This window comes from Streptomyces sp. NPDC056628 (assembly GCF_042792555.1).
Lineage (GTDB): Bacteria > Actinomycetota > Actinomycetes > Streptomycetales > Streptomycetaceae > Streptomyces.
This window is the reverse complement of the sequence record NZ_JBHTWG010000043.1, coordinates 33069-56130: the sequence shown is the minus strand read 5'-3', so window position 1 is coordinate 56130 and position 23062 is coordinate 33069. Positions and strand designations below refer to the sequence as shown.

Here is a 23062-nt window from a genome sequence, read left to right as displayed (position 1 = left end):
CCTGCACACCTACAACCACCACCGCTGCCACACCGCACTCGCAGGCCAGCCACCCATCAGCCGCGTGAACAACGCTGCGGGTCAATACACCTAGGCCCACACGGCGTCCAAGAACGGCTCCACGGCCGTGCGCCAGCCCTCCGGCTGGTCGTAGTGCACGAGGTGGCCTGCGTCCGCGACCTCCGCGTACTGCCCGCGCGGCAGGACGCGGACCATCTCCTGGGCCTCGGCCCGTCCCAGCTCGCCGTCGAGTCCGCGCACGACCAGCGCCGGGCACCTGACCTGTGCCAGTTCCTCCCAGTGCGCGTCGTACACCCAGGTCTCGCGGGTGCGCAGCATCTGCTCCGGGTCGAAGACCGGACGCCAGCCGTCCTCGCACTCGTGCATGACCTCGGCGTAGAACTCGCCGCGGGCGGGGTTGGGGCGCTCGACCCACGGGTCGTCCTCGCCGAACCACTTGCGTACGTCGGCGAGCGTGGCGAAGGGGACCGGCCAGGCCTTGAACCACTCCGCCCACTCGCGCTGCGAGGCCGCGCCGAGCGCGGAGGCCCGCATGTCGCAGATGACCACGCCGCTCACCAGGTCGGGGCGGCGCGCGGCGAGCTGCCAGGAGGTCAGGGCGCCCATGGCGTGGCCGACGAGGACGGCCCGGCTCAGGCCGAGCTGTTCGAGGGCCGCCTCGGCGTCGTCGACGTACGCCTCGCGGGTGTACGCGGCCCCGACGGGCTTGTCGCTGCGGCCGTGGCCCCGCTGGTCGAGGGCGATCGCGCGGTACCGCTCGGAGAGCCAGCGGGCGGTGGAGGCCCAGTGGGAGGCGCGGCCCATCAGGCCGTGCAATAAGAGCACTCCGGGGGTGTCCCTGGGTCCCGGATGAGGATCGGACTTCGGGGGGTCGCCGAACTCCCAGGCCGCGAGACGTACGCCGTCCGTCCCGGTCACGTCGATGCGCCGCGCCATTGGTCCTGGCACCCCCTAGCTCCACTCGGACCGCTCGCGTGGGCCGGTCCTGTGCTCCGCGTCCGCCTGCTGTGTCTGTGCCTGCCGTATCCGCCGTGACCCGTCCGAAGCACCGCGCCGCCCGCGTCACCCGCGGCGACGACTCCCTCGCGAACGATGTGCGTGTCGTGTGCGTCCGACGTGATCTTATGCGCACATCTCTGCAGCGCACGGCCCGCCCGACCTGTCACCGGAGACTATCGAACTCTTATTCGAAAATGCGGTTCTCGCGGACAACACCCCACGTTCGGGTGACCCCTTGTCACGATTGATCGCCTTCGCCCGGGGGAGACCTTCATCGGGAGGCGGACCGCTCGGGGAAAACGGTCCGAGGGGGATGACCCTGGGAGCTCGGGGCTCCGGGTCAGCAGGGGAGGACAGGCCCCGGCGCCACACGGCGCCGGGGCCCTCTCCACGGCGACGGCACATCTCCTCCCGCCCCTTCCCCGGCCGGACGCGGCGGCGCCGGGTCACGGCCAAGAGCTCTCAGGTCGCATGCCTCAGCCGACAGCCTCGCACGCGCGCGGGCCCCGCGCTGCGATTCGGAGCACTGGATCTTGCCGGACGGCCAGATCCGGGGAGCACCACGACTCCCCCTCGCACAGCCGCTTCGGGGCCGCACCCCGCGGGGCGCGGCCGGGCTCAGCGCTTCGCGACGAACACGTGGGAGGCGACCTCCGAGTCCAGCTCGGCCGCCTCACCGCTGCTGCCGACCAGGACACCGCCCGCCGACTCGGTCACGCTCACCACCGAGCCGGGCCGCACACCCGCCCGGCGCAGCGTGTACATCAGCTGCGCGTCGGTCTGGATCGGCTCACCGATCCGGCGCACGACCACCGTCTTGCCCTCGGCGCCCGGGTCCAGGTCGGCCAGCGAGACCATGCCCTCGTCGAGGAAGGGGTCGGCGCCGTCCTTCTCGCCCAGCTCCTCCAGGCCCGGGATGGGGTTGCCGTACGGCGACTCGGTGGGGTGGCGCAGCAGCTCCAGCACCCGCCGCTCCACGGCCTCGCTCATCACGTGCTCCCAGCGGCACGCCTCGGCGTGCACCTGCTCCCACTCCAGGCCGATCACGTCGACCAGCAGACACTCGGCCAGGCGGTGCTTGCGCATGACACGGGTGGCCAGCCGGCGCCCCTCGTCGGTGAGCTCCAGGTGCCGGTCGGTGGCGACGGACACCAGGCCGTCCCGCTCCATCCGTGCCACGGTCTGGCTCACGGTCGGCCCGCTCTGGTCCAGCCGCTCGGCGATCCGGGCGCGCATGGGGACCACACCTTCCTCCTCCAGCTCGAGGATGGTGCGGAGATACATCTCCGTGGTGTCGATCAGTCCGGACATACGTGCCCCTCGATTAGCTCTGCGATGAGATCAGCCGGAAGCGAGACAGCTCCGCGGCGCGTGCGCTGGCCCTGACTCAATTCTGCCGGATGGCGCTGACAACCGTGCCGCGCCACCGAAACCCCGACACCGTCCGGCCCGCGCGGGGCCGGGCCACCGCGCCGGCACCCCGTATTGACACCGCACTGGTCCAGACCGCACCGTGATCCGCGACACACCCCGACGCACCACCCGGCACCCCGGAGGGCCCCGCATGAGCGACAGCACGCCGGCCGAGCAGTTCTTCGACGCCGCGATCGGCCTGCTCCAGCGGGCCCGCGCCGAGGAGGCGGAGGCCATCGAGGCGGCCGGCACCCTGCTCGCGGACACAGCCGCCGGCGGGGGGCGGCTGTTCGCCTTCGGCGCCGGGCACTCCTCCCTGGCCGCCCAGGACGTCGTCTACCGCGCGGGCGGCCTGGCCCTGATGAACCTGCTCGCGGTGCCGGGCGCCGTGGGCGTGGACGTCGTGCCCGCCACGCTGGGCTCCGCCCTCGAACGCGTCGACGGGCTCGCGACCGCCGTCCTGGACAGCTCGCCGCTGCGCGCCGGCGACGCGCTCGTGGTCGTCTCGCTGTCCGGGCGCAACGCGCTGCCGGTGGAGATGGCCCGGCACGCGCGCTCCCTCGGGGTGCGGGTCATCGGCGTGACGTCGGTGGCGTACGCCGCGCAGACGACGTCCCGGCACGCCTCCGGCACCTTCCTGAAGGACCACTGCGACGTCGTCCTCGACTCGAAGATCGCGATCGGCGACGCGGAGCTGACCCTCGACACCATCCCGGCGCCCTTCGCCCCGGCGTCCACGGTCGTCACCTCGGCGCTCCTGCAGGCCGTCATGGCGACCGCCGCGGCCTCGCTGGCCGCCCGGGGCATCGAGGTCCCGCTGCTGCGCTCGGGCAACGTGGACGGCGGCCACGAGTGGAACCGCCGGATCTTCGAGGAGTACGGCGACCGGATCTTCTACCGGCACTGACCGGGAGCGGGCACCCCCTACGGGGTGTCCGCCGATCCCGCCAGGTCCAGCGCGGAGGCGATGCGCACCGCCACGTCCTCCGCGTACACCGCGTCGCTCCGCTCGAAGGCGGTGCGGCCGGCGCCGCGCAGGAACGTCACGACGCCCAACGTCCGGCCCCGGCTGCGCAGCACCGCGCACAGGGCGTACACCGCGTCCGCCGGCCACTGCCGGCTCACGGCCCAGGCACGCGCCCGCTCGGGCGGCACGTCGCCGGCCGCCGCACGGACCGACCCGGCCCGTGCCACGCACTGCAGCGCCGGGTGGCCCTCGCCGTAGCGCACGGGGAGACCGGCCTCCCCGCCGAGCCGGGAGGGGCCCGGGGCGCCGGACGGCGTGACCGCGACCCGGACCAGCCGGACCGGGCCCGCGGCCTCCGCGTCGCGCACCGCGCCGCCCGCGACCCGGTCGATCAGGGCGTGGTCGGCGAAGCCCGCCAGCGCGAAGTCCAGATGGACGGTCGCCGCCTCGGCGGGGTCCTCGCACTCCGCCGCGGCCCGCGCCGCCCGGTGCAGCTGGTTGGTCCGGAACCGCAGCAGCGCCGCCTCCTGCTCGGTCTGCTTGGCCTGGGTGACGTCCTGGAAGAACCAGCCGACGCCGAGCGGCACCGGCTCCTCCGCGAGCGGCGAGGCGAGGCGGACGAATCCGCACCGCCAGCAGCGGCGCCGGTCGCCCTCCGGGGTGCGCACGCTCACCCAGATCTCGGCCGGGGCGGGGGGCGCGCCCTCCGCCAGCACATGGGTGAGCGCGCTCTCCAGCTCCTCCACGCCCTGGGCGAGCAGGTCGCCGAGCGGCCGGCCGAGCACGGAGGTGCGGCCGATGCCGAGGGCACGGGCCGCGTGGGCGTTCACGACGGCGGGACGCAGGTCGGCGTCGACGAGGACCACGCCCCAGGACGCGTCATCGAGGAGCGCCTCGCTGAGCGCGATGGACCGCTCCAGGTCGATCTGGGTGTGCACCTCGCTGAAGGCGCAGTACACCCCGGCGGGCTCGCCGTCCGGGCCGCGCACGGCGGCCGACTGGGTGCGCACGAGGACCCGGCCGCCGTCCTTCGTCAGCAGCGCGAACTCGTGCACCTGGCGGCCGGGCGCCCGCATCGCGGACATCAGCCGGGCCTCGACCTCCTCGGCGTCCGCCGGGCGCACCGCCCAGCCGGCGAACCCGGGCCGGCCGACGGCCTCGGCGGCGGTCCAGCCGAGGATGCGCTCCGCCTCGCGGTTCCAGTGGGTCAGGACCCCGTCCGCGTCGAACGCGCACAGGGCCGCGTCCATCCCGTCCAGCAGGGCGGCCAGCAGATCGGACCCGCCCGCCGGACTCTCGGCACCGGCCGACGACTCGTCCGGACCGTCCCGCTCGGGTTCGTCCGGTCCCAGCTCGTCGGTGGTCCCACTACGCCGGGAAGCACTCACCTGGACCCCCTGCCAAGCCGCGCCCGTCGGTACGGCGCGCCGGTTCACTCACTCACCCTCATCTAACTGGAACGTGACTCAGCCCACACCGGGTTCCCGCAAGATTGAAGGAATCGTTGCACCGGCCGTCCCCGGCCCCTCCAGCCGCAGGTCCACCCATTCCCCGGCGGCCCCGTCCAGCACATAGCGGTCGGTCTCGACGAAGCCCCGGGCACGCGCGAACCGCAGCCCGTCCTCGTTGACGGCGAGCACACACGTCTCGACGGCCCGGGCACCCAGCGCCCGCGCGTGGGCGAGCCCGTCCGCGTAGAGGGCCGTGCCGTACCCGCGGCCCCGATGGCCGGGCAGCACGCGCGCGATGACCGTCGCGACCGCGTCCTCCCCCTGGGGCGGACGCACGGTCGAGCAGCCGACGAGGACGTCGCCCTCGTACGCGTTGCGCAGGCGGTACCGCCCGGCGCGCTCGCGCACCTCGTCGAGGCTCAGGGCGGCGGGCGGCACGATGACGTTGTGGACGTGGCGCCACTCCTGGAGCGCCGTCTCGCCGTCCACCGGCACGATCCGCGGCTCAGACACCCGACCCACTCCCCTTGCGGGCACAGACCTCGATCTCGATGCGCATCCGCGGGTCGGCGAGCCCGCACACCATCATCGTCGCCGCCGGGCGCACCTCGCCGAAGTACCGGCGCAGCACCGGCCAGCAGGGCTCGAAGTCGTCCCGGTCGGGCAGCAGGTAGCGCACCCGCACCACGTCGGCGAAGGACGCCCCCGCCTCCTCCAGCGCCGCCCCCACGTTGCGCAGGCACTGCTCGGCCTGCTCCACCACGTCCTCGGAGATGGTCATCGCCGTGTAGTCGAACCCGGTCGTGCCCGACACGTGCACCCGGTCGCCGTCGACCACCGCACGCGCGTACCCGATCTGCTCCTCGAACGGCGACCCGCTCAGGATCGCCGTTCGCACCCCGCCTCGCTCCGTCATACGCGGAACGCTAGGTGAGGGGCGTCGTCCGCGTCCAAGAAAAAAAGGGGTTGAGCGAGGCGGGTTCGGTTCTTAGGGTGGGCTGTACTTCGGAAAGGAGGTGGTTCGGCAGATGTATGCATACCGGACGGAAGAGGTGGCTGCGGGCTAGCGGCCCGTCACCCCACCACGTGCGGTGCCGGACCAGCGTGTGAGCCTTGCACGCAGCCGGCCAATTCCACGCAGTCACCCGACCCGCGAGCTCGCCGGTACGTCCGGCCGGCTCCCCCGCCCCGGCGGAGGGACCTGAGCTCGCGGGTCGCTGCGTTCCCGGGCCGTCCCGGGCGGCTCACGGGCTGAGCCGCTCCACCCGCCAGCCTCCGTCGGGCTCGGCCACGTACCGCAGCCGGTCGTGCAGCCGGTTCTCCCGGCCCTGCCAGAACTCGACCATGCTCGGCAAGACCCGGAAGCCGCCCCAGTGCGGCGGCACCGGCACCTGTTCCACACCCTCGGGATAGCGTGCGGCGAGCTCCGCGTACGACGCGTCGAGCTCGGCGCGGGAGGCCATGACGGACGACTGGGCGCTGGCCCAGGCGCCGAGCTGGGAGCCGTGCGGCCGGGTGCGGAAGTAGGCGGCCGTCTCGTCGCGGCCGGTGCGCCGTGCCACGCCCGTCACGATGACCTGGCGCGCCATCGGATGCCAGGGGAACAGCAGCGAGACGTACGGATTCTCGGCGAGGTCGCGGGCCTTGCGGGAGTCGTAGTTGGTGTAGAAGACGAAGCCCCGCTCGTCGAACTGCTTCAGCAGCACGGTGCGCGAGCTGGGCCGGCCCTCGCCGTCGGCCGTGGAGACGATCATGGCGTTCGGTTCGAAGAGGTGGGCCTGCGCCGCGGCCTGCCGGAACCAGCGCGCGAACTGTTCCACCGGGCCGTCGGCCAGGTCGTGCTCGGCGAGGCCCTCGGCCCGGTAGTGCTTGCGCATCGCGGCCGGGTCGAAGTCGGGCGCGGCGGGTTCGAGGGAGGCGTCTGGGTCGGTCACGCGGTCATCCTGCCGTATGAGGGACGCGGCACCGGGGACGGTCGCCACCGGATCCCCGCATGGCACTGAGTGCCGCGAGACCTCCCCAAAAGTGGCACTCAGGGATATCGTTCGGGGAAGTGGCCCGGGTTGGATGAGCGCCGGGCGCACGGGGCATCACAGGGATACGCCCCGGACCGCGAGTCCGACGAGGCCCGTGGCACCCGGACGATCCGGGGTAGCGGGTCCGTGACCGTGGATCCGCCGGGGGCGCGCATCCCGTCTCGCCGGCCGCACGAGTGTCGTTCCACCCACCACAACACCATCCGTCGCACCCATCACGAGGAGCCGCCTGATGTCCGACTTCGTACCCGGGCTCGAGGGAGTCGTCGCGTTCGAGACGGAGATCGCCGAACCCGACAAGGAGGGCGGCGCGCTCAGGTACCGCGGCGTCGACATCGAGGACCTGGTCGGTCATGTCTCGTTCGGCAACGTCTGGGGGCTGCTCGTCGACGGTGCGTTCCGTCCCGGGCTGCCGCCGGCCGAGCCCTTCCCGATCCCCGTGCACTCCGGGGACATCCGCGTCGACGTGCAGTCCGCGCTCGCCATGCTGGCACCCGTGTGGGGCCTGAAACCGCTCCTGGACATCGACGCGGAGCAGGCCCGCGACGACCTCGCCCGGGCGGCCGTCATGGCCCTGTCCTACGTGGCCCAGTCCGCGCGCGGCCAGGGCCTGCCCATGGTGCCGCAGAGCGAGATCGACAAGGCGCAGTCCGTCGTCGAGCGCTTCATGATCCGCTGGCGCGGCGAGCCCGACCCCAAGCACGTGGCCGCCGTCGACGCCTACTGGACGTCCGCCGCCGAGCACGGCATGAACGCCTCCACCTTCACGGCCCGCGTCATCGCCTCCACCGGCGCGGACGTGGCCGCGGCCCTCTCCGGAGCCGTGGGCGCCATGTCCGGTCCGCTGCACGGCGGGGCGCCCTCCCGGGTGCTGCACATGATCGAGGAGATCGAGCGCACCGGGGACGCCGAGGCGTACGTGAAGCAGACCCTCGACCGGGGCGAGCGCCTGATGGGCTTCGGGCACCGCGTCTACCGCGCCGAGGACCCCCGCGCCCGGGTGCTGCGCCGCACCGCGCGGGAGCTCGGCGCCCCCCGCTTCGAGGTCGCCGAGGCCCTGGAGAAGGCGGCCCTGGCGGAACTGCACAGCCGCCGCCCGGACCGGGTGCTGGCCACCAACGTCGAGTTCTGGGCGGCCATCGTGCTGGACTTCGCCCAGGTCCCGGCGCACATGTTCACGTCGATGTTCTCGTGCGCCCGTACGGCGGGCTGGTCCGCGCACATCCTGGAGCAGAAGCGCACCGGCCGCCTCGTCCGCCCCTCCGCGCGCTACGTGGGCCCGGGCCCGCGCAACCCGCGCGAGGTCGAGGGCTACGCCGACATCGCGCGCTGACCGCCCGGCCGGCGGGCGGCTCCACCCCCGCCGGCCACCTCACGCGGGCGGCGCACGCGGCGTCGGTGATCCACTGCGCCAGTATGCTGGGGCGGCTGCGGCACCCCCAGTCATCGCCCTTCCCGACAGGGCGAGTTGTGGCCGCGGCGACCCACACGTCCCCCGGCATGAGGATGGGAACAGGTGCTGATAGCGGGCCGCTACCGGCTGATCGAGTCGATCGGACGCGGGGGCATGGGGGAGGTCTGGCGGGCCTACGACGGGACCCTGGACCGGCAGGTGGCCGTCAAGCTGCTGCTGCCCCAGGACTCCGACCCGACCGCCGCCTCCCGGTTCCGGCTGGAGGCGCGGACCGCGTCACGGATCGACCACCCCAACGTGGTGGGCGTCCGCGACTTCGGCGAGCACGACAACCAGCTCTACCTGGTGATGGAGCTCGTCGAGGGCGACAGCCTCGCCCGGGTGCTCACGCGGTCCGGCGCCCAGCCCGCCGACCGCGTGGCCCGGATGGCCGCCGAGGCCGCCGCCGGACTCGCCGCCGCGCACCGGCAGGGCGTCGTCCACCGGGACATCAAGCCCGGCAATCTGCTGCTGGACGCCGACGGCGCCCTCAAGATCGGCGACTTCGGCATCGCCCGCTTCCTCGACGACCCCGGCGCCGCGCTGACCGCCACCGGGCAGATCGTCGGCACCAGCCTCTACCTCGCCCCCGAGCGGGCGCTGGGCAAGCCCGCCGGACCCGCCTCCGACGTCTACGCGCTGGGCTGTGTGCTCTACCAGATGCTCACCGGGCGCCCGCCGTTCAACGCCGACACGGCCGTCGCCATCCTGCACCAGCACCTGGACGCCACACCCGTGCCGCCGCGCGAGCTGGGTGTCACCGGGCTGCCGCCCGCCTTCGAGAACTATCTGCTGGGCCTGCTCGCCAAGGACCCCGAGCACCGGCCGGGCGCCCAGCAGGCCGCCGACTGGTTCGCCGCCGGCGCCTGGCGGGGCCGCCCCGAGCCGCTCCCCGAGCCGGCCGCACAGCCCTCCCGGCCCGCATCGACGGCCCCGGTCCCCGCCCCCGTGTCCCGGCGGCGTGGCGCGACCGGCGGCCCGACCACGTACATGCTGCCCTCGGCCCAGGCGGCCCCCGAGCCGCGCCCCCGGGCCCAGGCCCCCGTGCGCTCGCGCGCGCGGGCCCGGAGCCGGTCCGCGTCCCCGTCCGGGTTCGGCGCCCGGCGCATCGCCGCCACGGCCGCGGGCGCGCTGCTGTTCGTGGCCGCGATGCTGCTCGGCATGACGTGGTTCGCGCCGGACGACACCGGGGGTGCCGGGACGACGTCGGAGGCCCCGCCGACCGCGGGCGCCTCGGACCCGGCCGCTCCGCCGTCCCCGGCCGCCGTGCAGGACGACGAGGACGGGGACGACTGAGGCGCACCCGACGGCGCTCAGCCCAGGGCCTCGTCCAGCAGTCGGGCCCACTGCGCCACCACCCGGGCCCGGCGGCCGGTGTCGTCGGTGAGCAGGTTGGCCAGGCCCAGGCCGCGGGCCATGTCGAGCAGGCCCTGCACGGACTCCCGGACGCCGGGGCGCGACTCGTCGGCGTCCAGCAGCTCCACGGCGATGCGATGGGTCTCCCGGCCGACGCGGGCCTCCAGCTCGGTGACCCGGGGACGCAGCTGCTCCTCGTCGGACGCGGCGACCCACAGGTGCAGGGCCGCGCGGAACAGGGGGCCGGTGTAGAGGTCCACGAGGGCGGCGACGACCGTGTGCCGGTCGTCTGACGCGCCCTCGGGGAAGAGGGCGCGCAGGGCCGTGGAGCGCTCCTCGGCGACGTACTCGACGGCCGCCGTGAACAGGTCCTCGCGGGTCGGGAAGTGATGCTGGGCCGCGCCCCGCGAGACGCCGGCCCGTTCGGCCACGACGGACACCGTGGAGCCCGCCCAGCCGTGCTCGGCCAGACAGGCCACGGCGGCCTCCAGGAGCCGCTGCCGGGTGACGCGGCTGCGGTCCTGCTTGGGCACGCGGTCCACCCGGTCGCCGGCCGTGCTCACACCACCCATTCCGGATCCCGTCTTTCGAGGAAGGCCGTCATCCCCTCACGGGCACCGGAGGAGGAGAACAGCCGGGCCGAGAGCGCGGTCAGTCCGGCCGCGTCCCGGTCGAAGGTTTCCAGCACCCTAGCCGCGAGCAGCGCTTTCGTCTCGGCCAGGGCCTGGGGGGCGGCCCTGCGCAGGCCGTCCAGGACGGGTTCCAGGACGGCGTCCACGTCGTCGCCCTCGGCCGTCAGCAGGCCGACGCGGACCGCCTCCGGCGCGGTGAACCGCTCCCCGGTGAGGTAGTAGCGGGCGAGGGCGCGCGGGTCCGCGCGGGGCATCACCGGCAGCGAGATCACCGCCGGGGCCACCCCGATGCGGACCTCCGTGAACGCGAAGGTGGCCGTGCGGGCGGCGGCGGCGATGTCGCAGGCCGCGAGGAGCCCGAGGCCGCCGGCGCGGACGTGTCCGGTGACGCGGGCGACGACGGGTTTCGGCAGGGCGACGATCCCCCGCAGCAGCGCCACCAGCGCGTCCGGGTCCGGCGGGTCCCGCAGGTCGGCACCCGCGCAGAAGGTGTTCCCGGTGTGGGTGAGCACGACCGCGCGCACCTCGGCGTCCTCGCCGCACTCCGTCAGTGCCCCGGCCAGCTCGCCCACCAGGGCCGCCGACAGCGCGTTGCGGGTGTCCGGGGAGTCGAGGCTCAGGGTGTGCACACCGCGCGCGTGGGCGCGGCCGATCAGCGTCATGCGCTCTCCTTCGGCGTCCGCAGTTCGCGGCGCAGGATCTTGCCGGAGGCGGCCCGCGGGACACCGTCGATGAAGGTGACCCGGCGGACCCGCTTGTAGGGGGCGACGCGTTCGGCGACGTGCATCATGACGTCGCCCTCGGTCAGCTCCGGCGCGGACGGCTGGCGGACCACATAGGCGTGCGGGACCTCGTTGCCCTCGTCGTTGTAGCAGCCGATCACCGCGGCGTCCGCGATGCCGGGGTGGGTGAGCAGCAGGGCCTCCAGTTCGGCGGGGGCCACCTGGAAGCCCTTGTACTTGATGAGCTCCTTGACCCGGTCGACCACGAACAGCCAGCCTCCCCCACTCTCGGCTTCGCTCGAGCGGGAGGTGCCCCCACCGTCGACATAGCCCACGTCGCCGGTGTGCAGCCAGCCGTCCTCGTCGATCATCGCGGCGGTGGCGTCGGGGCGGCCCAGATAGCCCTTCATGACCTGGGGCCCGCGGATCAGGATCTCGCCGGACTCGCCGACGCCGAGGTCCTTGTCCGGGTCGTCGAGGGAGACGATGCGCATCTCGGTGCCGGCGATCAGCTTGCCGACGGTCCCGGGCGGCGCGTCGGCCATGGCGGCCAGCGGGACGACATGGGTGCCGGGCGACAGCTCGGTCATGCCGTACGCCTGGCCGACCGGCGGCAGGCCGAGCCGCTGGGAGCAGGCGGCGGCGAGCCTGGCGTCCAGGGGCGCGGCGGCGCTGACGATGTGCTCCAGCGACGACAGGTCGTACTCGGCGACCAGCGGGTGCTTGGCGAGGGCCAGCACGATGGGCGGGGCCACGTACAGGCCGGTGATGCGGTGGTTCTGGATGGCCGCGAGGAACGTCTCCAGGTCGAAGCGGGGCAGCACGACGACCGTGGCGCCGACCCGCAGGGGCGCGTTCATCAGCGCGGTGAGGCCGTAGATGTGGAAGAACGGCAGCACGGCGAGGATGCGGTCGCCGGGCCCGGCCGGCATGGAGGGTTCGAGCTGGGCGAGGTTGGTGGCGATCTGCCGGTGGGTGAGCATCACGCCCTTGGGGATGCCGGTGGTGCCGGAGGAGTAGGGCAGCGCCGCGACGTCCTCCACCGGGTCGATGGCGACCCGCGGCTCGGGGGCGGTGGAGCCCAGCATGTCGATCAGCGACCGGTGTCCGGGCGCGCTGTCGCACACGAGGATCTCCTGGACGCCGCCCGCGAGTTCGGCGGCCCGGCGCGCCGTCTCCAGCAGCGGCGACACGGTGACGATCCACCGGGCCGCGCAGTCCTTGAGCTGCTTGGCGAACTCCTCGGGGGTGGCGAGCGGGTGCACCGTGGTGACGGAGGCACCCGCGCGCGTGGCCGCGTAGAACGCGGTGGGGAAGGCGATCGTGTTCGGGCTGTGCAGGGCGAGCACGTCACCCTTGCGCACGCCCGCCTCGGCCAGACCGGCGGCGACCCGCCGGTGGAAGCGGTCGAGCTGTTCGTAGCTGAGGGTGGTGCCGTCGGTGCCGTCGATGAGCGCGGGGGCGTCCCCGAACTCGGCGGCCCGGCCCAGCACCGCCTCGTGGATGGGGAGTTCTACGGCCGGGACGTCTGCGTACTCGCTGCGGAACACGGTTCCTCCTCGCGACACGGTGCCGGTCGGCTGCCGGTCAGTACGACTTGGGCAGACCCAGGGTCTGGTGGGAGACGTAGTTGAGAATCATCTCCCGGCTCACCGGGGCAATACGAGACACGCGCGCGGCGGTTATCAGCGACGCGAGCCCGAACTCGCGCGTGAGGCCGTTGCCGCCGAGGGTGTGCACGGCCTGGTCGACGGCCTTCACACACGCCTCCCCGGCCGCGTACTTGGCCATGTTGGCCGCCTCGCCCGCGCCCACGTCGTCCCCGGCGTCGTACAGGTAGGCCGCCTTCTGCATCATCAGACGGGCCAGCTCCAGGTCGATGTGCGCCTGCGCGAGGGGATGCGCGATGGCCTGGTGGGCTCCGATGGGCGTCTTCCAGACCGTGCGGTCGCGGGCGTACTCGACGGCGCGGGCCAGCGCGAAGCGGCCCATGCCGATCCCGAACGCGGCCGTCATGATGCGTTCGGGGTTGAGGCCGGCGAACAGCTGGAGCAGGCCCGCGTCGTCGTCGCCGACGAGCGCGTCGGCGGGCAGCCGCACGTCGTCCAGGGTCAGCTCGAACTGCTTCTCCACGGCGCTGAGTTCCATGTCGATCTGGCGCCGCCCGAAGCCCTCGGTGTCGCGCGGGACGATGAACAGGCACGGCTTGAGCTTGCCGGTGCGGGCGTCCTCGGTGCGGCCGACGATGAGGGTCGCGTCGGTGATGTCGACGCCGGAGACGAACACCTTGCGCCCGTTGAGGATCCAGTCCCCCGAGTCCAGGTCGCGGCGGGCGGTGGTGGTGATGCGGTGGCTGTTGGACCCGGCGTCCGGCTCGGTGATGCCGAAGGCCATGGTGAGGGAGCCGTCGGCGAGGCCGGGCAGCCACTGCCGCTTCTGCTCCTCGGTGCCGAAGCGGGCGATGACCGTGCCGCAGATCGCCGGGGAGACGACCATCAGCAGCAGCGGGCAGCCCGCGGCGCCCAGTTCCTCCAGGACGATGGAGAGTTCGGAGATGCCGCGGCCTCCGCCGCCGTACTCCTCGGGCAGGTTGACGCCGAGGTAGCCGAGCTTGGCCGCCTCCGCCCAGAGGGTCTTCTGGTCGTACCCGCGGCCGTGGCGTCTGCCCAGGGCCGCCACGGCGGCCCGCAGGGCCTTGTGCTCGTCGGTCTCGATCGTGGCCATGTGACTCCTTCGTCGTGGCTGGCCGTGCAGTTCGGCAGTGCGAGGGCGTCAGGCGGAGGGCTGGACCACCGCCAGGAGGGCGCCGACGGACACCTGTTGTCCGGGGGCGGCGTGCAGGGCGGTGAGCGTGCCCGCGCTCGGTGCGGTGATCCGGTGCTCCATCTTCATCGCCTCCAGCCAGAGCAGCGGCTGGCCGGCCTCCACGGCCGAGCCCTCCGCCAGGCCGTCGGCGACGCGGACGACCGTCCCCGGCATGGGGGCCACCAGGGACCCCGGGGCGAGCTGTGCCGTGGGGTCGGGGAAGCGGGGCAGCGCGGTGAGACGGGTGCCGTTCACGTGCACCTCGTCGCCGTACCGCGCCACCTCGAAGGTGCGCCGTACGCCGTCGGCCTCGAGGACGACCCGGTGCGCGTCCGCGTGCAGGACGCGCACCCCGTCGGCCTCCGGGCCGGTGCGGGTGTGCCGGTAGCGGACCTCGTGCTCCTCGTCCCCGACGGCGTACCGCTTGACCTGCGGCTGGGAGGAGACGTTGCGGAAGCCGCCGAAGCGGGAGCGGCCGTGCGCGTCGGCGAGGGCGGCGGCCAGCGGGGCGTACGGGTCGGGCTCGGGCGTCGTCAGGCCGGCCAGGTGGCGGTCGTAGAAGCCGGTGTCCATACGGGCCCGCGCGAACTCCTCGTGGCGCAGGGAGCGGACGAGGAGGTCGCGGTTGGTGACGGGGCCGTGGATCACCGCGCGCTCCAGCGCCGCGGCCAGCGTGCGGACGGCTTCGGCGCGGGTGGGGGCGTGGGCGATCACCTTGGCGAGCATCGGGTCGTAGTGGACGCCGATGTCGTCGCCGCCGGTGAAGCCGGTGTCCAGGCGGACGGCGCCGGGGACGGCGAGGCGGTGCAGGCGCCCGGTCTGCGGCGCCCAGTCGCGGGCCGGGTCCTCGGCGTACAGGCGGGCCTCGACGGCGTGCCCGCGCGCGGGGGGCGGCTCGGGGTCCAGGGCGTGGCCCTCGGCGATCCGCAGCTGCTCCGCGACCAGGTCGACGCCGAACACCTCCTCGGTCACCGGGTGTTCGACCTGGAGCCGGGTGTTCATCTCCAGGAAGTGCGCGGTGTCGCCGGCGACCAGGAACTCGACGGTGCCGGCGCCCACGTAGTCGACGGCACGGGCGGCCCGGACCGCGAGCGCGTGCAGCTCGGCCGTGAGGGCGGCGGGCAGCCCGGGCGCCGGGGACTCCTCGACGACCTTCTGGTGGCGGCGCTGCAGCGAGCAGTCCCGGGTGCCCAGCGGCCACACCGTGCCGTGGGTGTCGGCGAGGATCTGCACCTCGACGTGGCGGCCCCGCTCGACGTACGGCTCGACGAACACCTCGCCGTCGCCGAAGGCGCTCGCGGCCTCCGCGCGGGCGCCGGCGAGCGCCGCGTCGAGCTCGTCCAGGCGGCGCACGATCCGCATCCCGCGCCCGCCGCCGCCCGCGGCGGCCTTCACCAGGACGGGCAGGTCGGCCTCGGTGACCTCGCCGAGCGGGGCGAGGCCCATCAGTTCCTTGGCCCGGGTCTTGGACGCCATCGCCTCGATGGCCTCGGGCGGCGGGCCGATCCAGACCAGGCCCGCGTCGAGGACGGCGCGCGCGAAGCCGGCGTTCTCGGAGAGGAACCCGTAGCCGGGGTGCACGGCGTCCGCGCCGGCGGTCAGCGCCGCCTTCACGATCAGGGCGCCGTCCAGGTACGTCTCGGAGGGCGCCGCCCCGGGCAGCCGTACGGCCGTGTCGGCCTCGCGGGTGTGCAGGGCGTTCGCGTCGGCGTCCGAGTACACGGCGACCGTGCGGACGCCCAGGTCGCGGCAGGTGCGGAAGACGCGGCAGGCGATCTCGCCCCGGTTGGCGACGAGGACAGAAGTGATCACTGGTGGTTCCCTCACATCCGGAAGACGCCGAAGCCGCCGCGCGCGCCCTCGTAGGGGGCGGTGTGGACGGCGGACAGGCACAGGCCGAGGACGGTGCGGGTGTCGCGGGGGTCGATGACGCCGTCGTCGTACAGCCGCCCGGACAGGAACATCGGCAGCGACTCCGACTCGATCTGCTGCTCCACCATGGCCCGCAGCGCGGCGTCCGCCTCGTCGTCGTACGGCTGCCCCTTCGCCGCCGCCGACTGCCGGGCGACGATGGAGAGCACCCCGGCGAGCTGCTGGGGTCCCATCACCGCCGACTTGGCGCTCGGCCAGGCGAACAGGAAGCGCGGGTCGTAGGCCCGGCCGCACATGCCGTAGTGCCCGGCGCCGTAGGAGGCGCCCATGAGGACGGACAGGTGCGGGACGCGGCTGTTGCTGACCGCGTTGATCATCATGGCGCCGTGCTTGATGATGCCGCCCTGCTCGTACTCCCTGCCGACCATGTAGCCGGTGGTGTTGTGCAGGAACAGCAGCGGGATGTCGCGCTGGTTGGCCAGCTGGATGAACTGGGCGGCCTTCTGCGACTCCTCGCTGAACAGGACGCCCTGTGCGTTGGCGAGGACGCCGACGGGGTAGCCGTGCAGGCTCGCCCACCCGGTCGTGAGGCTGGTGCCGTACAGGGGCTTGAACTCGTCGAAGTCGGAGCCGTCGACGATCCGGGCGATGACCTCGCGCGGGTCGAAGGGGGTCCTCAGGTCGCCGGGGACGATGCCGAGGAGTTCCTCCGGGTCGTACTTGGGCGGCTCGGCCGGTCCCGGATCCGGGTAGGCCTTGCGGTGGTTGAGCCGGGCGACCACGCGGCGCGCCCGGCGCAGGGCGTCCGGCTCGTCGGCGGCGAAGTGGTCGGCGAGGCCCGACACACGCGCGTGCATCTCGGCACCGCCCAGCGACTCGTCGTCGCTCTCCTCGCCGGTCGCCATCTTCACCAGCGGCGGGCCGCCGAGGAACACCTTGGCGCGCTCCTTGACCATGATCACGTGGTCGGACATGCCGGGCACATAGGCGCCGCCCGCGGTCGAGTTGCCGAAGACGACGGCGACGGTGGGGATGCCGGCCGCCGACAGCCGGGTCAGGTCCCGGAAGATGGCGCCCCCGGGGATGAAGATCTCCTTCTGGGAGGGCAGGTCGGCGCCGCCGGACTCCACGAGGTTGATCACGGGCAGCCGGTTGGCGAGGGCGATGTCGTTGGCGCGCAGCGCCTTCTTCAGCGACCACGGGTTGCTGGCCCCGCCGCGCACGGTCGGGTCGTTGGCGGTGATCAGGCACTCGACGCCCTCGACCACCCCGATGCCGGTGACCAGGGAGGCGCCGACGGTGTAGTCGCTGCCCCAGGCGGCCAGCGGGGACAGCTCCAGGAAGGGGGTGTCCGGGTCGAGCAGCAGCTCGACGCGTTCGCGGGCGAGCAGCTTGCCGCGCCCCCGGTGCCGCTGGACGTATTTCTCGCCGCCGCCCGCGAGGGCCTTGGCGTGCTCGGCGTCGAGTTCGGCCAGCCTGGCGAGCATGGCCTCGCGGTTGGCCCGGTGGTCGGGGCTCGTCGGGTCCAGGGCGGTGGGCAGGACGGTCACAGCAGACTCTCCGGGATGTCGAGGTGGCGGCTGCGCAACCATTCACCGAGGGCCTTGGCCTGCGGGTCGAAGCGGTGCTGGGCGGCGACGCCCTCGCCGAGGATGCCCTCGACGGCGAAGTTCAGGGCGCGCAGGTGCGGCAGGACGTGGCGGGTCACCGCCAGCTCGCGGCTCTCCGGGATCAGCTCCCGGAACCGGTCCACGGTGAGCGCGTGCGCGAGCCAGCGCCAGGCGTCGTCGGTGCGGGCCCAGACGCCGACGTTGGCGTCCCCTCCCTTGTCCCCGCTGCGGGCACCCGCGACCAGGCCGAGCGGGGCGCGCCGGGTGGGCCCGGCCGGCAGGGGGGCCGGCGGCGAAGGCTCCGGGACGGCGTCGAGCACGGCCGTCTCCTGGGGCGGAGGCACGCTGATCCGGCGTCCGTCATAGAGGACGGCCACATGGTCGACGGCACCATGGGGGACGTACACACCCTCGAAGACCCCATAGGGGGTTCCCTTTCCCGGGGGCGCGAGCACATGGAAGCCGGGGTAGCTGGCGAGCGCCAGCTCGATGGCCGCCCCGCTGAGCGCCCGTCCGACGTTCTCCTGGGACGGGTCCCGCACGACCAGCCGGAGCAGGGCGCTGGCCGTCTCCTGCGTCGGCGCGTCGGGCCGGTCGGTGCGGACCAGGACCCACCGCACCTCGGCGGGGCGGGACTTGGCGAACGCGTCGTCCATCTGCCCTCGTACGAGCGCCGCCTTGGCCTCGACGTCCAGTCCGGTGAGCACGAAGACGACCTCGTTGCGGAAGCCCCCGAGCCGGTTCACGCCGACCTTGAGGTCCGGGGGCGGGGCCTCGCCGCGCACCCCGTCGATCCGCACCCGGTCGGGGCCGTCCTGGGTGAGCCGTACCGTGTCCAGCCGGGCGGTGACGTCGGGTCCCGGATAGCGGGCGCCCGCCGTCTCGTAGAGCAGCTGGGCGGTGACCGTGCCGACGTCGACGAGGCCGCCGGTGCCGGGGTGCTTGGTGATGACGCAGCTGCCGTCCTCGTGCAGTTCGGCGAGGGGGAAGCCGGGGCGGGTCGCGGCGGCCGCGTCGAAGAACGCGTAGTTGCCGCCGGTCGCCTGCGCACCGCACTCCAGGACGTGCCCGGCGACGACGGCGCCCGCGAGCCGGTCGTGGTCGCCGGGCTGCCAGCCGAAGTGGGCGGCGGCGGGCCCGGTCACCAGGGCCGCGTCGGTCACCCGGCCGGTGACGACGACGTCCGCGCCCTCCCGCAGGCAGGCGGCGATCCCGAAGCCGCCGAGGTAGGCGTGGGCGGCGAGCGCGCCGGGGTGGCGGGCGGCCAGGTCGTCGCCCTCGACGTGGGCGACGCGCACGGGGACGCCGAGCCGGTCCGCGAGGGCCCGTACGGCGTCGGCGAGCCCGGCCGGGTTGAGCCCGCCCGCGTTGGCGACGATCCGCACGCCCCGTTCGTGCGCGAGGCCGAGGCACTCCTCCAGCTGGCGCAGGAAGGTGCGGGCGTAGCCGGCGCCGGGGTCCTTCAGCCGGTCGCGGCCGAGGATGAGCATGGTCAGCTCGGCGAGGTAGTCACCGGTGAGGACGTCCAGCTCGCCGCCGGTCAGCATCTCGCGCATGGCGTCGAAGCGGTCGCCGTAGAAGCCGGAGGCGTTGCCGATCCGCAACGGCCGGGCGGCCGCCGTCACCGGGCCTCCCCCTTCGGGCCGCGTCCGGCGCCGGGCGGGCCCGCGAAGACCTGCGCGATGTCGAACCAGCGGTCGGCGTCGGGGCCTTCGGCGCGCAGGTCCAGGTCGGAGCGGTGGGCGCGCTGGGTGACCAGGCGGCAGAAGTCGACGGCGGACCCGGTCACGCGCTGGTCGGCGTCCTCGGGCCCGTAGGTCCACAGGTCGCCGGAGGGGGCGGTCAGTTCGATCCGGAACGGCTCGAACGGCACGGGCAGTCCATGGACGCCGAAGGCGAAGTCACGGGTGCGCACCCCGATCCACACCACATGCCGGAGCCGGTCGGTGGGTGGGCGCACCACACCGAGGGCGTCGGCGATGTCCAGTCCGTGGGCCCAGGTCTCCATGAGTCGGGCCGTGGCCATGGAGGGCGCCGACATGGGCGGGCCGTACCAGGGGAACCGGGCGCCCTGGGGCGCCGCGCGCAGGGCCGTGTCGAGGGCGGCCCTGCCTTCGCGCCAGCGCGCCAGCAGCTCGGCGGGCGGCAGTGCGGCCCCCTCCTCGGCACCGTCGTCGACGAAGGAGCCCGGCGACACCAGCGCCTTCTCCACCAGGGCGTGGAAGGCGTCCGTGTCGGTCGCGGCCAGCAGCGCCGAGTGGTCCGTCCAGGCCAGGTGCCCGATCTGGTGGGCGACGCTCCAGCCGGGCGCCGGCGTGGCGAGCGCCCACTGCTCGGGACTCAACTCGGCCACCAGCCGGTCGAGTTCCTCGCTCTCCTCGCGCAGGTCGTCGAACACGGGCGTCGGATCGGACACGGGACGCTCCCCTCGGGGCACGGCGGTGTGCGGCGTGCTGAGGAGCATGGCAGCGCGGAATAAAACAAGCAAGCACGCTTGCATAATTGCGGTCGTTCGGTGCATGACCCGGGGTGAGGGCCATGCGGCCGCTGCGTGCTCAATACACTCGGCGATCGCGCCCATCGCGGCGCCAACTCGCATATCGGGGGACGAACCATGAGCAACTGGAACCCGGGCGGGCAGCCGCCCCAGGGGCCCCAGCCCTACCCGCCGCAGCCGCCTCAGCCCTATCCGCCCCAGCCCTACGTGCCGCCGCAGCCCCACCCGGGACCGCCGATGCCGCCGCCCGGCGGGCCGATCACCCGGCTGCGGCGGCGGATCGGCCCCATCCACACCGCGCGCCGGGTCTTCACCCCGTCACGGCCGGGCATCGTCTCGGACCCGGAGGTGGCGCGCATGCGGAAGATCAGGACCCTGGTCGGCGTGGGCGCGTTCATGTGGATGTCCTACACCTACAAACTCGCCCCCAGGCTCGGCGACGCGGCGGACGAGCAGGTCGACCAGTCGTGGACCAGCGCCCTCGTGCTGGCGGCCACCCTCCCGGTCGTCGTCGGCATCCTGTACGGCCTGGCCGCTCCGGCGGCGCGACGGGACCTGCTGCGCCGGGCCGGGCGGTGCTTCGGCGCGATCGTGGCCATGATGGCGGCGGCCTCCGTCTTCCCGGCCATCGTGCTCTCGGGGTTCTACGAGGGCAGTCCGCTCGGGGAGGGCCCGCTGACGGCGACGAAGATCTTCCAGCTTGTGGCCACCCTCTTCGTCCTCTTCTGGGTGCTGCCGTTCGTCGTCTGGGGCGTGGGACTCGCCGTCCAGCACGTCTTCCGCACCGCGGACATCCACGAGACGGTGCCGCCGCTGCTGATCATGGCGATGGCGTGGGAGATGGCGCTGATCGACGTGCTCACCGGTGCCCACGCGGGCGTGCCGGCGCTGATCCGGTACGTGTTCATCCTGGGTGCCCCGGTCTCCGTCACGGCGGTGGGCCTGTGGGAGCTGCGCCGGTTGCGCGTGCACTACGGGCTGGGTCTGCGGGGACTCCTGATGCGCTAGGAAAGCGCCTTCGAGGACGTGCCGGGGGGTGCGGCCTTCGCCTTCCTCCGGCCCACCTGGGTCCGCACCGCCCCCATGCTCGCCGCGATGACGAGCGCGATGGCGAGCGCCTGCGGGGTGGACAGGGCCTGGTCGAGGACGAGGAACCCGGCGGTCGCGGCGATCGCCGGCTCCAGGCTCATCAGGATCGCGAAGGTGCCCGCGGGCAGGCGGCGCAGGGCGAGGAGTTCGAGCGTGTACGGCAGGACCGAGGAGAGCATCGCCACGGCCGCGCCCAGCCCGATCGTCACCGGATCGGCCAGCTTGGCGCCCGATTCGGCCAGGCCCAGGGGCAGGAACAGCACCGCCCCCACCGCCATCGCCAGCGCGAGACCGTCGGCCTGCGGGAAGCGCCGGCCCGTACGGGCGCTGAAGACGATGTAGGCCGCCCACATGGCGCCCGCGCCCAGGGCGAAGACCACACCGAGCGGGTCGAGGCTGCTGAAGCCGCCACCGCCGAGCAGGAAGACACCGGCGAGGGCCAGTCCCGCCCACACGAGATTGAGGGCGCGCCGTGAGCTCAGCACGGACAGGGCGAGCGGGCCGAGCACCTCCAGGGTGACGGCTGGGCCGAGCGGGATGCGGGCGACCGACTGGTAGAAGAGGCCGTTCATCGCGGACATGGTGACGCCGAAGACGACCACCGTGCCCCAGTCGGTCCGGGAGTGGCCGCGCAGCCGGGGCCGGCAGACCAGCAGCAGGACGACGGCCGCGACCAGCAGCCGCAGCGCCACCACGCCGAGCGCGCCGGCCCGCGGCATCAGGCTGACCGCGAGGGCGCCGCCGAACTGGACCGAGATGCCGCCGGCGAGCACCAGGCCCACCGGGCCGAGGGAGCCCCGGCGGACGGGGGTGCCGGCGGCCGGTGCGGAGGGGACCGGGGCGCCGGCGTGCGCGGGCGCGGCGGCTTCGGGGATGCTCACGGGCGTTCCAGGGCTCGACTGGGGATGCGTTCAGCTTGCTGTACTGCCAAGTCCAGAGTAGTGGACTCGGTCAGGCGTGTGAACCCGTCATGCCACTGTCCCAGAGTATGGACGCCGGAGCCGCCCCGGCCCTACCTGCGGGCCATGTACAGATGCAGGGCCCGGTGCAGCAGCCGGTTGACCGGGAGGTCCCACTCGCCCAGGTACTCGACGGCCTCACCGCCCGCGCCCACCTTGAACCGCAGCAGGCCCAGGAGGTGGTCGGACTCCTCCAGGGTGTCGGTGATGCCCCGGAAGTCGTAGACGGCGGCGCCCGCCGCGTGCGCGTCGGCGATCATGTGCCACTGCATGGCGTTGTTCGGCTGGACCTCGCGCCGGCGGCTGGTGGAGGCGCCGTAGGAGTACCAGACGTGCTCGCCGACGGTGAGCATCGTGGCGGCGGCGAGGACCTCGCCGTCGTGGTGGGCGAGGTAGAGCCGCATCCGGTCGGGGTCCTCGGCGGTGAGCGCGGTCCACATGCGCTCGAAGTAGGGCAGCGGACGTGGGACGAACCGGTCGCGCTCGGCGGTCTCCCGGTACAGCTCGTGGAAGACGGGCAGGTCCTCGCGGCCGCCCCGCACGATCTTGACGCCCGCCTTCTCGGCCTTCTTGATGTTGCGCCGCCACTGCTGGTTGAGCCCCCGTCGGACGTCGTCCAGCGACCGCCCGGCCAGCGGCACCTGGCAGACGTACCGGGGCTGGCCCGCGGCGAAGCCCTCCTCGCCCGCCGGCTCGGACCGCCGCCATCCGGCGGCCCGCAGCCGCTCCTCGACCTCGGCGGCGCGCGGGTCGTACGCCGTGGGCTCCACGTCGCGCAGCCGGTGCGCGGCGGGGTCGGCGATGGCCGCCTTCACCGTGTCGGGGCTCCACCGGCGCGCGACGACGGGCGGACCCATCCGCACCGAGAACGCCCCCTTGCGCCGCAGGTGCGCCACCATCGGCTCCAGCCACCGCTCGGCCAGATCGGGCGCGTGCCAGTCGATGAGCGGCCCCTCCGGCAGATAGGCCAGGTACTTCCTCAGGCGGGGCAGCGGGCGGTACAGCACGAGGCCCGCGCCCAGCAGCCGCCCCTCCTCGTCGAACCACCCCAGGCTCTCCGCCGTCCAGTCCGGCTTCACCTCGCCCCAGGACGGGACCTGGGTGTGGCTGGCGGAGCGGCGGGCCGCGACGAACGCCAGGTGCTCGTCGCGCGTGATGGGCCGGAGGAGGAGGGGCATGG

At 73.9% G+C, this 23062-nt stretch carries 20 protein-coding genes; 4 read left to right on the top strand and 16 right to left on the bottom strand.

All coding sequences use genetic code 11. The annotated features are described in order from the left end of the window. Window positions 1–90: 90 nt before the first annotated feature. Both ACFRAC_RS32545 and ACFRAC_RS32540 read right to left on the bottom strand, forming a co-directional pair. A complete protein-coding gene (locus ACFRAC_RS32545; RefSeq protein ID WP_382937023.1) occupies window positions 91–957 on the bottom strand; it encodes an alpha/beta fold hydrolase in 867 nt (288 codons plus the stop codon). Window positions 958–1638: 681 nt separating this feature from the next. After that, window positions 1639–2331 (bottom strand): metal-dependent transcriptional regulator, encoded by a 693-nt coding sequence (locus tag ACFRAC_RS32540; RefSeq protein WP_382937020.1) that lies wholly within the window; start codon window positions 2329–2331, stop codon window positions 1639–1641. Between the two features lie 253 nt (window positions 2332–2584). On the opposite strand from ACFRAC_RS32540, the gene ACFRAC_RS32535 reads away from it, so the two are divergent. Next, window positions 2585–3340 (top strand): SIS domain-containing protein, encoded by a 756-nt coding sequence (locus ACFRAC_RS32535; protein ID WP_382937018.1) that lies wholly within the window; start codon window positions 2585–2587, stop codon window positions 3338–3340. Window positions 3341–3357: 17 nt separating this feature from the next. On the opposite strand, the gene ACFRAC_RS32530 is transcribed toward ACFRAC_RS32535, so the two are convergent. From ACFRAC_RS32530 to pdxH, 4 genes are all read right to left on the bottom strand, one after another. After that, complete coding sequence (locus ACFRAC_RS32530) at window positions 3358–4788, bottom strand: PAS domain-containing protein (RefSeq protein WP_382937014.1); 1431 nt, start codon at window positions 4786–4788, stop codon at window positions 3358–3360. 78 nt (window positions 4789–4866) lie between these two features. Next, window positions 4867–5364 carry a GNAT family N-acetyltransferase gene (locus ACFRAC_RS32525; protein WP_382937009.1) on the bottom strand — a complete coding sequence of 166 codons (498 nt, stop codon included), beginning with the start codon at window positions 5362–5364 and terminating at the stop codon, window positions 4867–4869. Further along, the gene (locus tag ACFRAC_RS32520; RefSeq protein WP_382937004.1) at window positions 5357–5767 is read right to left on the bottom strand and encodes a RidA family protein; all 411 of its coding nucleotides are present in this window, start codon (window positions 5765–5767) and stop codon (window positions 5357–5359) included. The genes ACFRAC_RS32525 and ACFRAC_RS32520 overlap by 8 nt, the downstream gene beginning before the upstream one ends. A gap of 328 nt (window positions 5768–6095) precedes the next feature. Further along, on the bottom strand, window positions 6096–6728 hold the full coding sequence (pdxH, locus tag ACFRAC_RS32515) for a pyridoxamine 5'-phosphate oxidase (protein WP_382937030.1): 633 nt from the start codon (window positions 6726–6728) through the stop codon (window positions 6096–6098). Window positions 6729–7119: 391 nt separating this feature from the next. On the opposite strand from pdxH, the gene ACFRAC_RS32510 reads away from it, so the two are divergent. Further along, entirely contained in the window at window positions 7120–8220 is a 1101-nt protein-coding gene (locus tag ACFRAC_RS32510; RefSeq protein WP_382937001.1) for a citrate synthase 2, read from the top strand. A gap of 183 nt (window positions 8221–8403) precedes the next feature. Then, the gene (locus tag ACFRAC_RS32505) at window positions 8404–9636 is read left to right on the top strand and encodes a protein kinase (RefSeq protein ID WP_382936995.1); all 1233 of its coding nucleotides are present in this window, start codon (window positions 8404–8406) and stop codon (window positions 9634–9636) included. 17 nt (window positions 9637–9653) lie between these two features. On the opposite strand, the gene ACFRAC_RS32500 is transcribed toward ACFRAC_RS32505, so the two are convergent. The 8 genes from ACFRAC_RS32500 to ACFRAC_RS32465 form a co-directional block, all read right to left on the bottom strand. Continuing rightward, window positions 9654–10268 (bottom strand): TetR/AcrR family transcriptional regulator, encoded by a 615-nt coding sequence (locus tag ACFRAC_RS32500; protein WP_382936990.1) that lies wholly within the window; start codon window positions 10266–10268, stop codon window positions 9654–9656. Further along, a complete protein-coding gene (locus ACFRAC_RS32495) occupies window positions 10256–10990 on the bottom strand; it encodes an enoyl-CoA hydratase family protein (protein WP_382936987.1) in 735 nt (244 codons plus the stop codon). Before ACFRAC_RS32495 ends, ACFRAC_RS32500 begins: the two co-directional genes overlap by 13 nt. Further along, entirely contained in the window at window positions 10987–12600 is a 1614-nt protein-coding gene (locus ACFRAC_RS32490; protein WP_382936983.1) for a 4-coumarate--CoA ligase family protein, read from the bottom strand. The genes ACFRAC_RS32495 and ACFRAC_RS32490 overlap by 4 nt, the downstream gene beginning before the upstream one ends. Before the next feature lie 37 nt (window positions 12601–12637). Next, on the bottom strand, window positions 12638–13774 hold the full coding sequence (locus ACFRAC_RS32485) for an acyl-CoA dehydrogenase family protein (RefSeq protein ID WP_382936980.1): 1137 nt from the start codon (window positions 13772–13774) through the stop codon (window positions 12638–12640). A gap of 48 nt (window positions 13775–13822) precedes the next feature. Next, complete coding sequence (locus ACFRAC_RS32480) at window positions 13823–15667, bottom strand: biotin carboxylase N-terminal domain-containing protein (protein WP_382936974.1); 1845 nt, start codon at window positions 15665–15667, stop codon at window positions 13823–13825. 11 nt (window positions 15668–15678) lie between these two features. After that, on the bottom strand, window positions 15679–17277 hold the full coding sequence (locus ACFRAC_RS32475) for an acyl-CoA carboxylase subunit beta (RefSeq protein WP_382936971.1): 1599 nt from the start codon (window positions 17275–17277) through the stop codon (window positions 15679–15681). After that, window positions 17274–18893 (bottom strand): acyclic terpene utilization AtuA family protein, encoded by a 1620-nt coding sequence (locus ACFRAC_RS32470; protein WP_382937027.1) that lies wholly within the window; start codon window positions 18891–18893, stop codon window positions 17274–17276. Before ACFRAC_RS32470 ends, ACFRAC_RS32475 begins: the two co-directional genes overlap by 4 nt. A 65-nt stretch (window positions 18894–18958) precedes the next feature. Then, window positions 18959–19753: a TIGR03084 family metal-binding protein gene (locus ACFRAC_RS32465; RefSeq protein WP_382936969.1), complete on the bottom strand. Its 795-nt coding sequence runs from the start codon at window positions 19751–19753 to the stop codon at window positions 18959–18961. A 198-nt stretch (window positions 19754–19951) separates the two neighbouring features. On the opposite strand from ACFRAC_RS32465, the gene ACFRAC_RS32460 reads away from it, so the two are divergent. Beyond that, a complete protein-coding gene (locus tag ACFRAC_RS32460; protein ID WP_382936966.1) occupies window positions 19952–20842 on the top strand; it encodes a hypothetical protein in 891 nt (296 codons plus the stop codon). Here ACFRAC_RS32460 and ACFRAC_RS32455 read toward each other — a convergent pair. Together ACFRAC_RS32455 and ACFRAC_RS32450 are read right to left on the bottom strand one after the other, a co-directional pair. Further along, window positions 20839–21804, bottom strand: a complete 966-nt coding sequence (locus tag ACFRAC_RS32455) for a DMT family transporter (RefSeq protein ID WP_382936963.1) — start codon at window positions 21802–21804, stop codon at window positions 20839–20841. The genes ACFRAC_RS32460 and ACFRAC_RS32455 overlap by 4 nt on opposite strands. 131 nt (window positions 21805–21935) lie before the next feature. Further along, window positions 21936–23060, bottom strand: coding sequence for a lipid II:glycine glycyltransferase FemX (locus tag ACFRAC_RS32450; protein ID WP_382936960.1), 1125 nt, complete (start codon window positions 23058–23060; stop codon window positions 21936–21938). Window positions 23061–23062: the final 2 nt, after the last annotated feature.

Coding starts and splice junctions, on each gene's coding strand:
- ACFRAC_RS32540 (WP_382937020.1), bottom strand. CDS start 2,331: ATGTCCGGACTGATCGACACCACGGAGATGTATCTCCGCACCATCCTC.
- ACFRAC_RS32460 (WP_382936966.1), top strand. CDS start 19,952: ATGAGCAACTGGAACCCGGGCGGGCAGCCGCCCCAGGGGCCCCAGCCC.
- pdxH (WP_382937030.1), bottom strand. CDS start 6,728: ATGCGCAAGCACTACCGGGCCGAGGGCCTCGCCGAGCACGACCTGGCC.
- ACFRAC_RS32535 (WP_382937018.1), top strand. CDS start 2,585: ATGAGCGACAGCACGCCGGCCGAGCAGTTCTTCGACGCCGCGATCGGC.
- ACFRAC_RS32500 (WP_382936990.1), bottom strand. CDS start 10,268: ATGGGTGGTGTGAGCACGGCCGGCGACCGGGTGGACCGCGTGCCCAAG.
- ACFRAC_RS32450 (WP_382936960.1), bottom strand. CDS start 23,060: ATGCCCCTCCTCCTCCGGCCCATCACGCGCGACGAGCACCTGGCGTTC.
- ACFRAC_RS32520 (WP_382937004.1), bottom strand. CDS start 5,767: ATGACGGAGCGAGGCGGGGTGCGAACGGCGATCCTGAGCGGGTCGCCG.
- ACFRAC_RS32510 (WP_382937001.1), top strand. CDS start 7,120: ATGTCCGACTTCGTACCCGGGCTCGAGGGAGTCGTCGCGTTCGAGACG.
- ACFRAC_RS32545 (WP_382937023.1), bottom strand. CDS start 957: ATGGCGCGGCGCATCGACGTGACCGGGACGGACGGCGTACGTCTCGCG.
- ACFRAC_RS32470 (WP_382937027.1), bottom strand. CDS start 18,893: ATGCGCGAGATGCTGACCGGCGGCGAGCTGGACGTCCTCACCGGTGAC.
- ACFRAC_RS32485 (WP_382936980.1), bottom strand. CDS start 13,774: ATGGCCACGATCGAGACCGACGAGCACAAGGCCCTGCGGGCCGCCGTG.
- ACFRAC_RS32495 (WP_382936987.1), bottom strand. CDS start 10,990: ATGACGCTGATCGGCCGCGCCCACGCGCGCGGTGTGCACACCCTGAGC.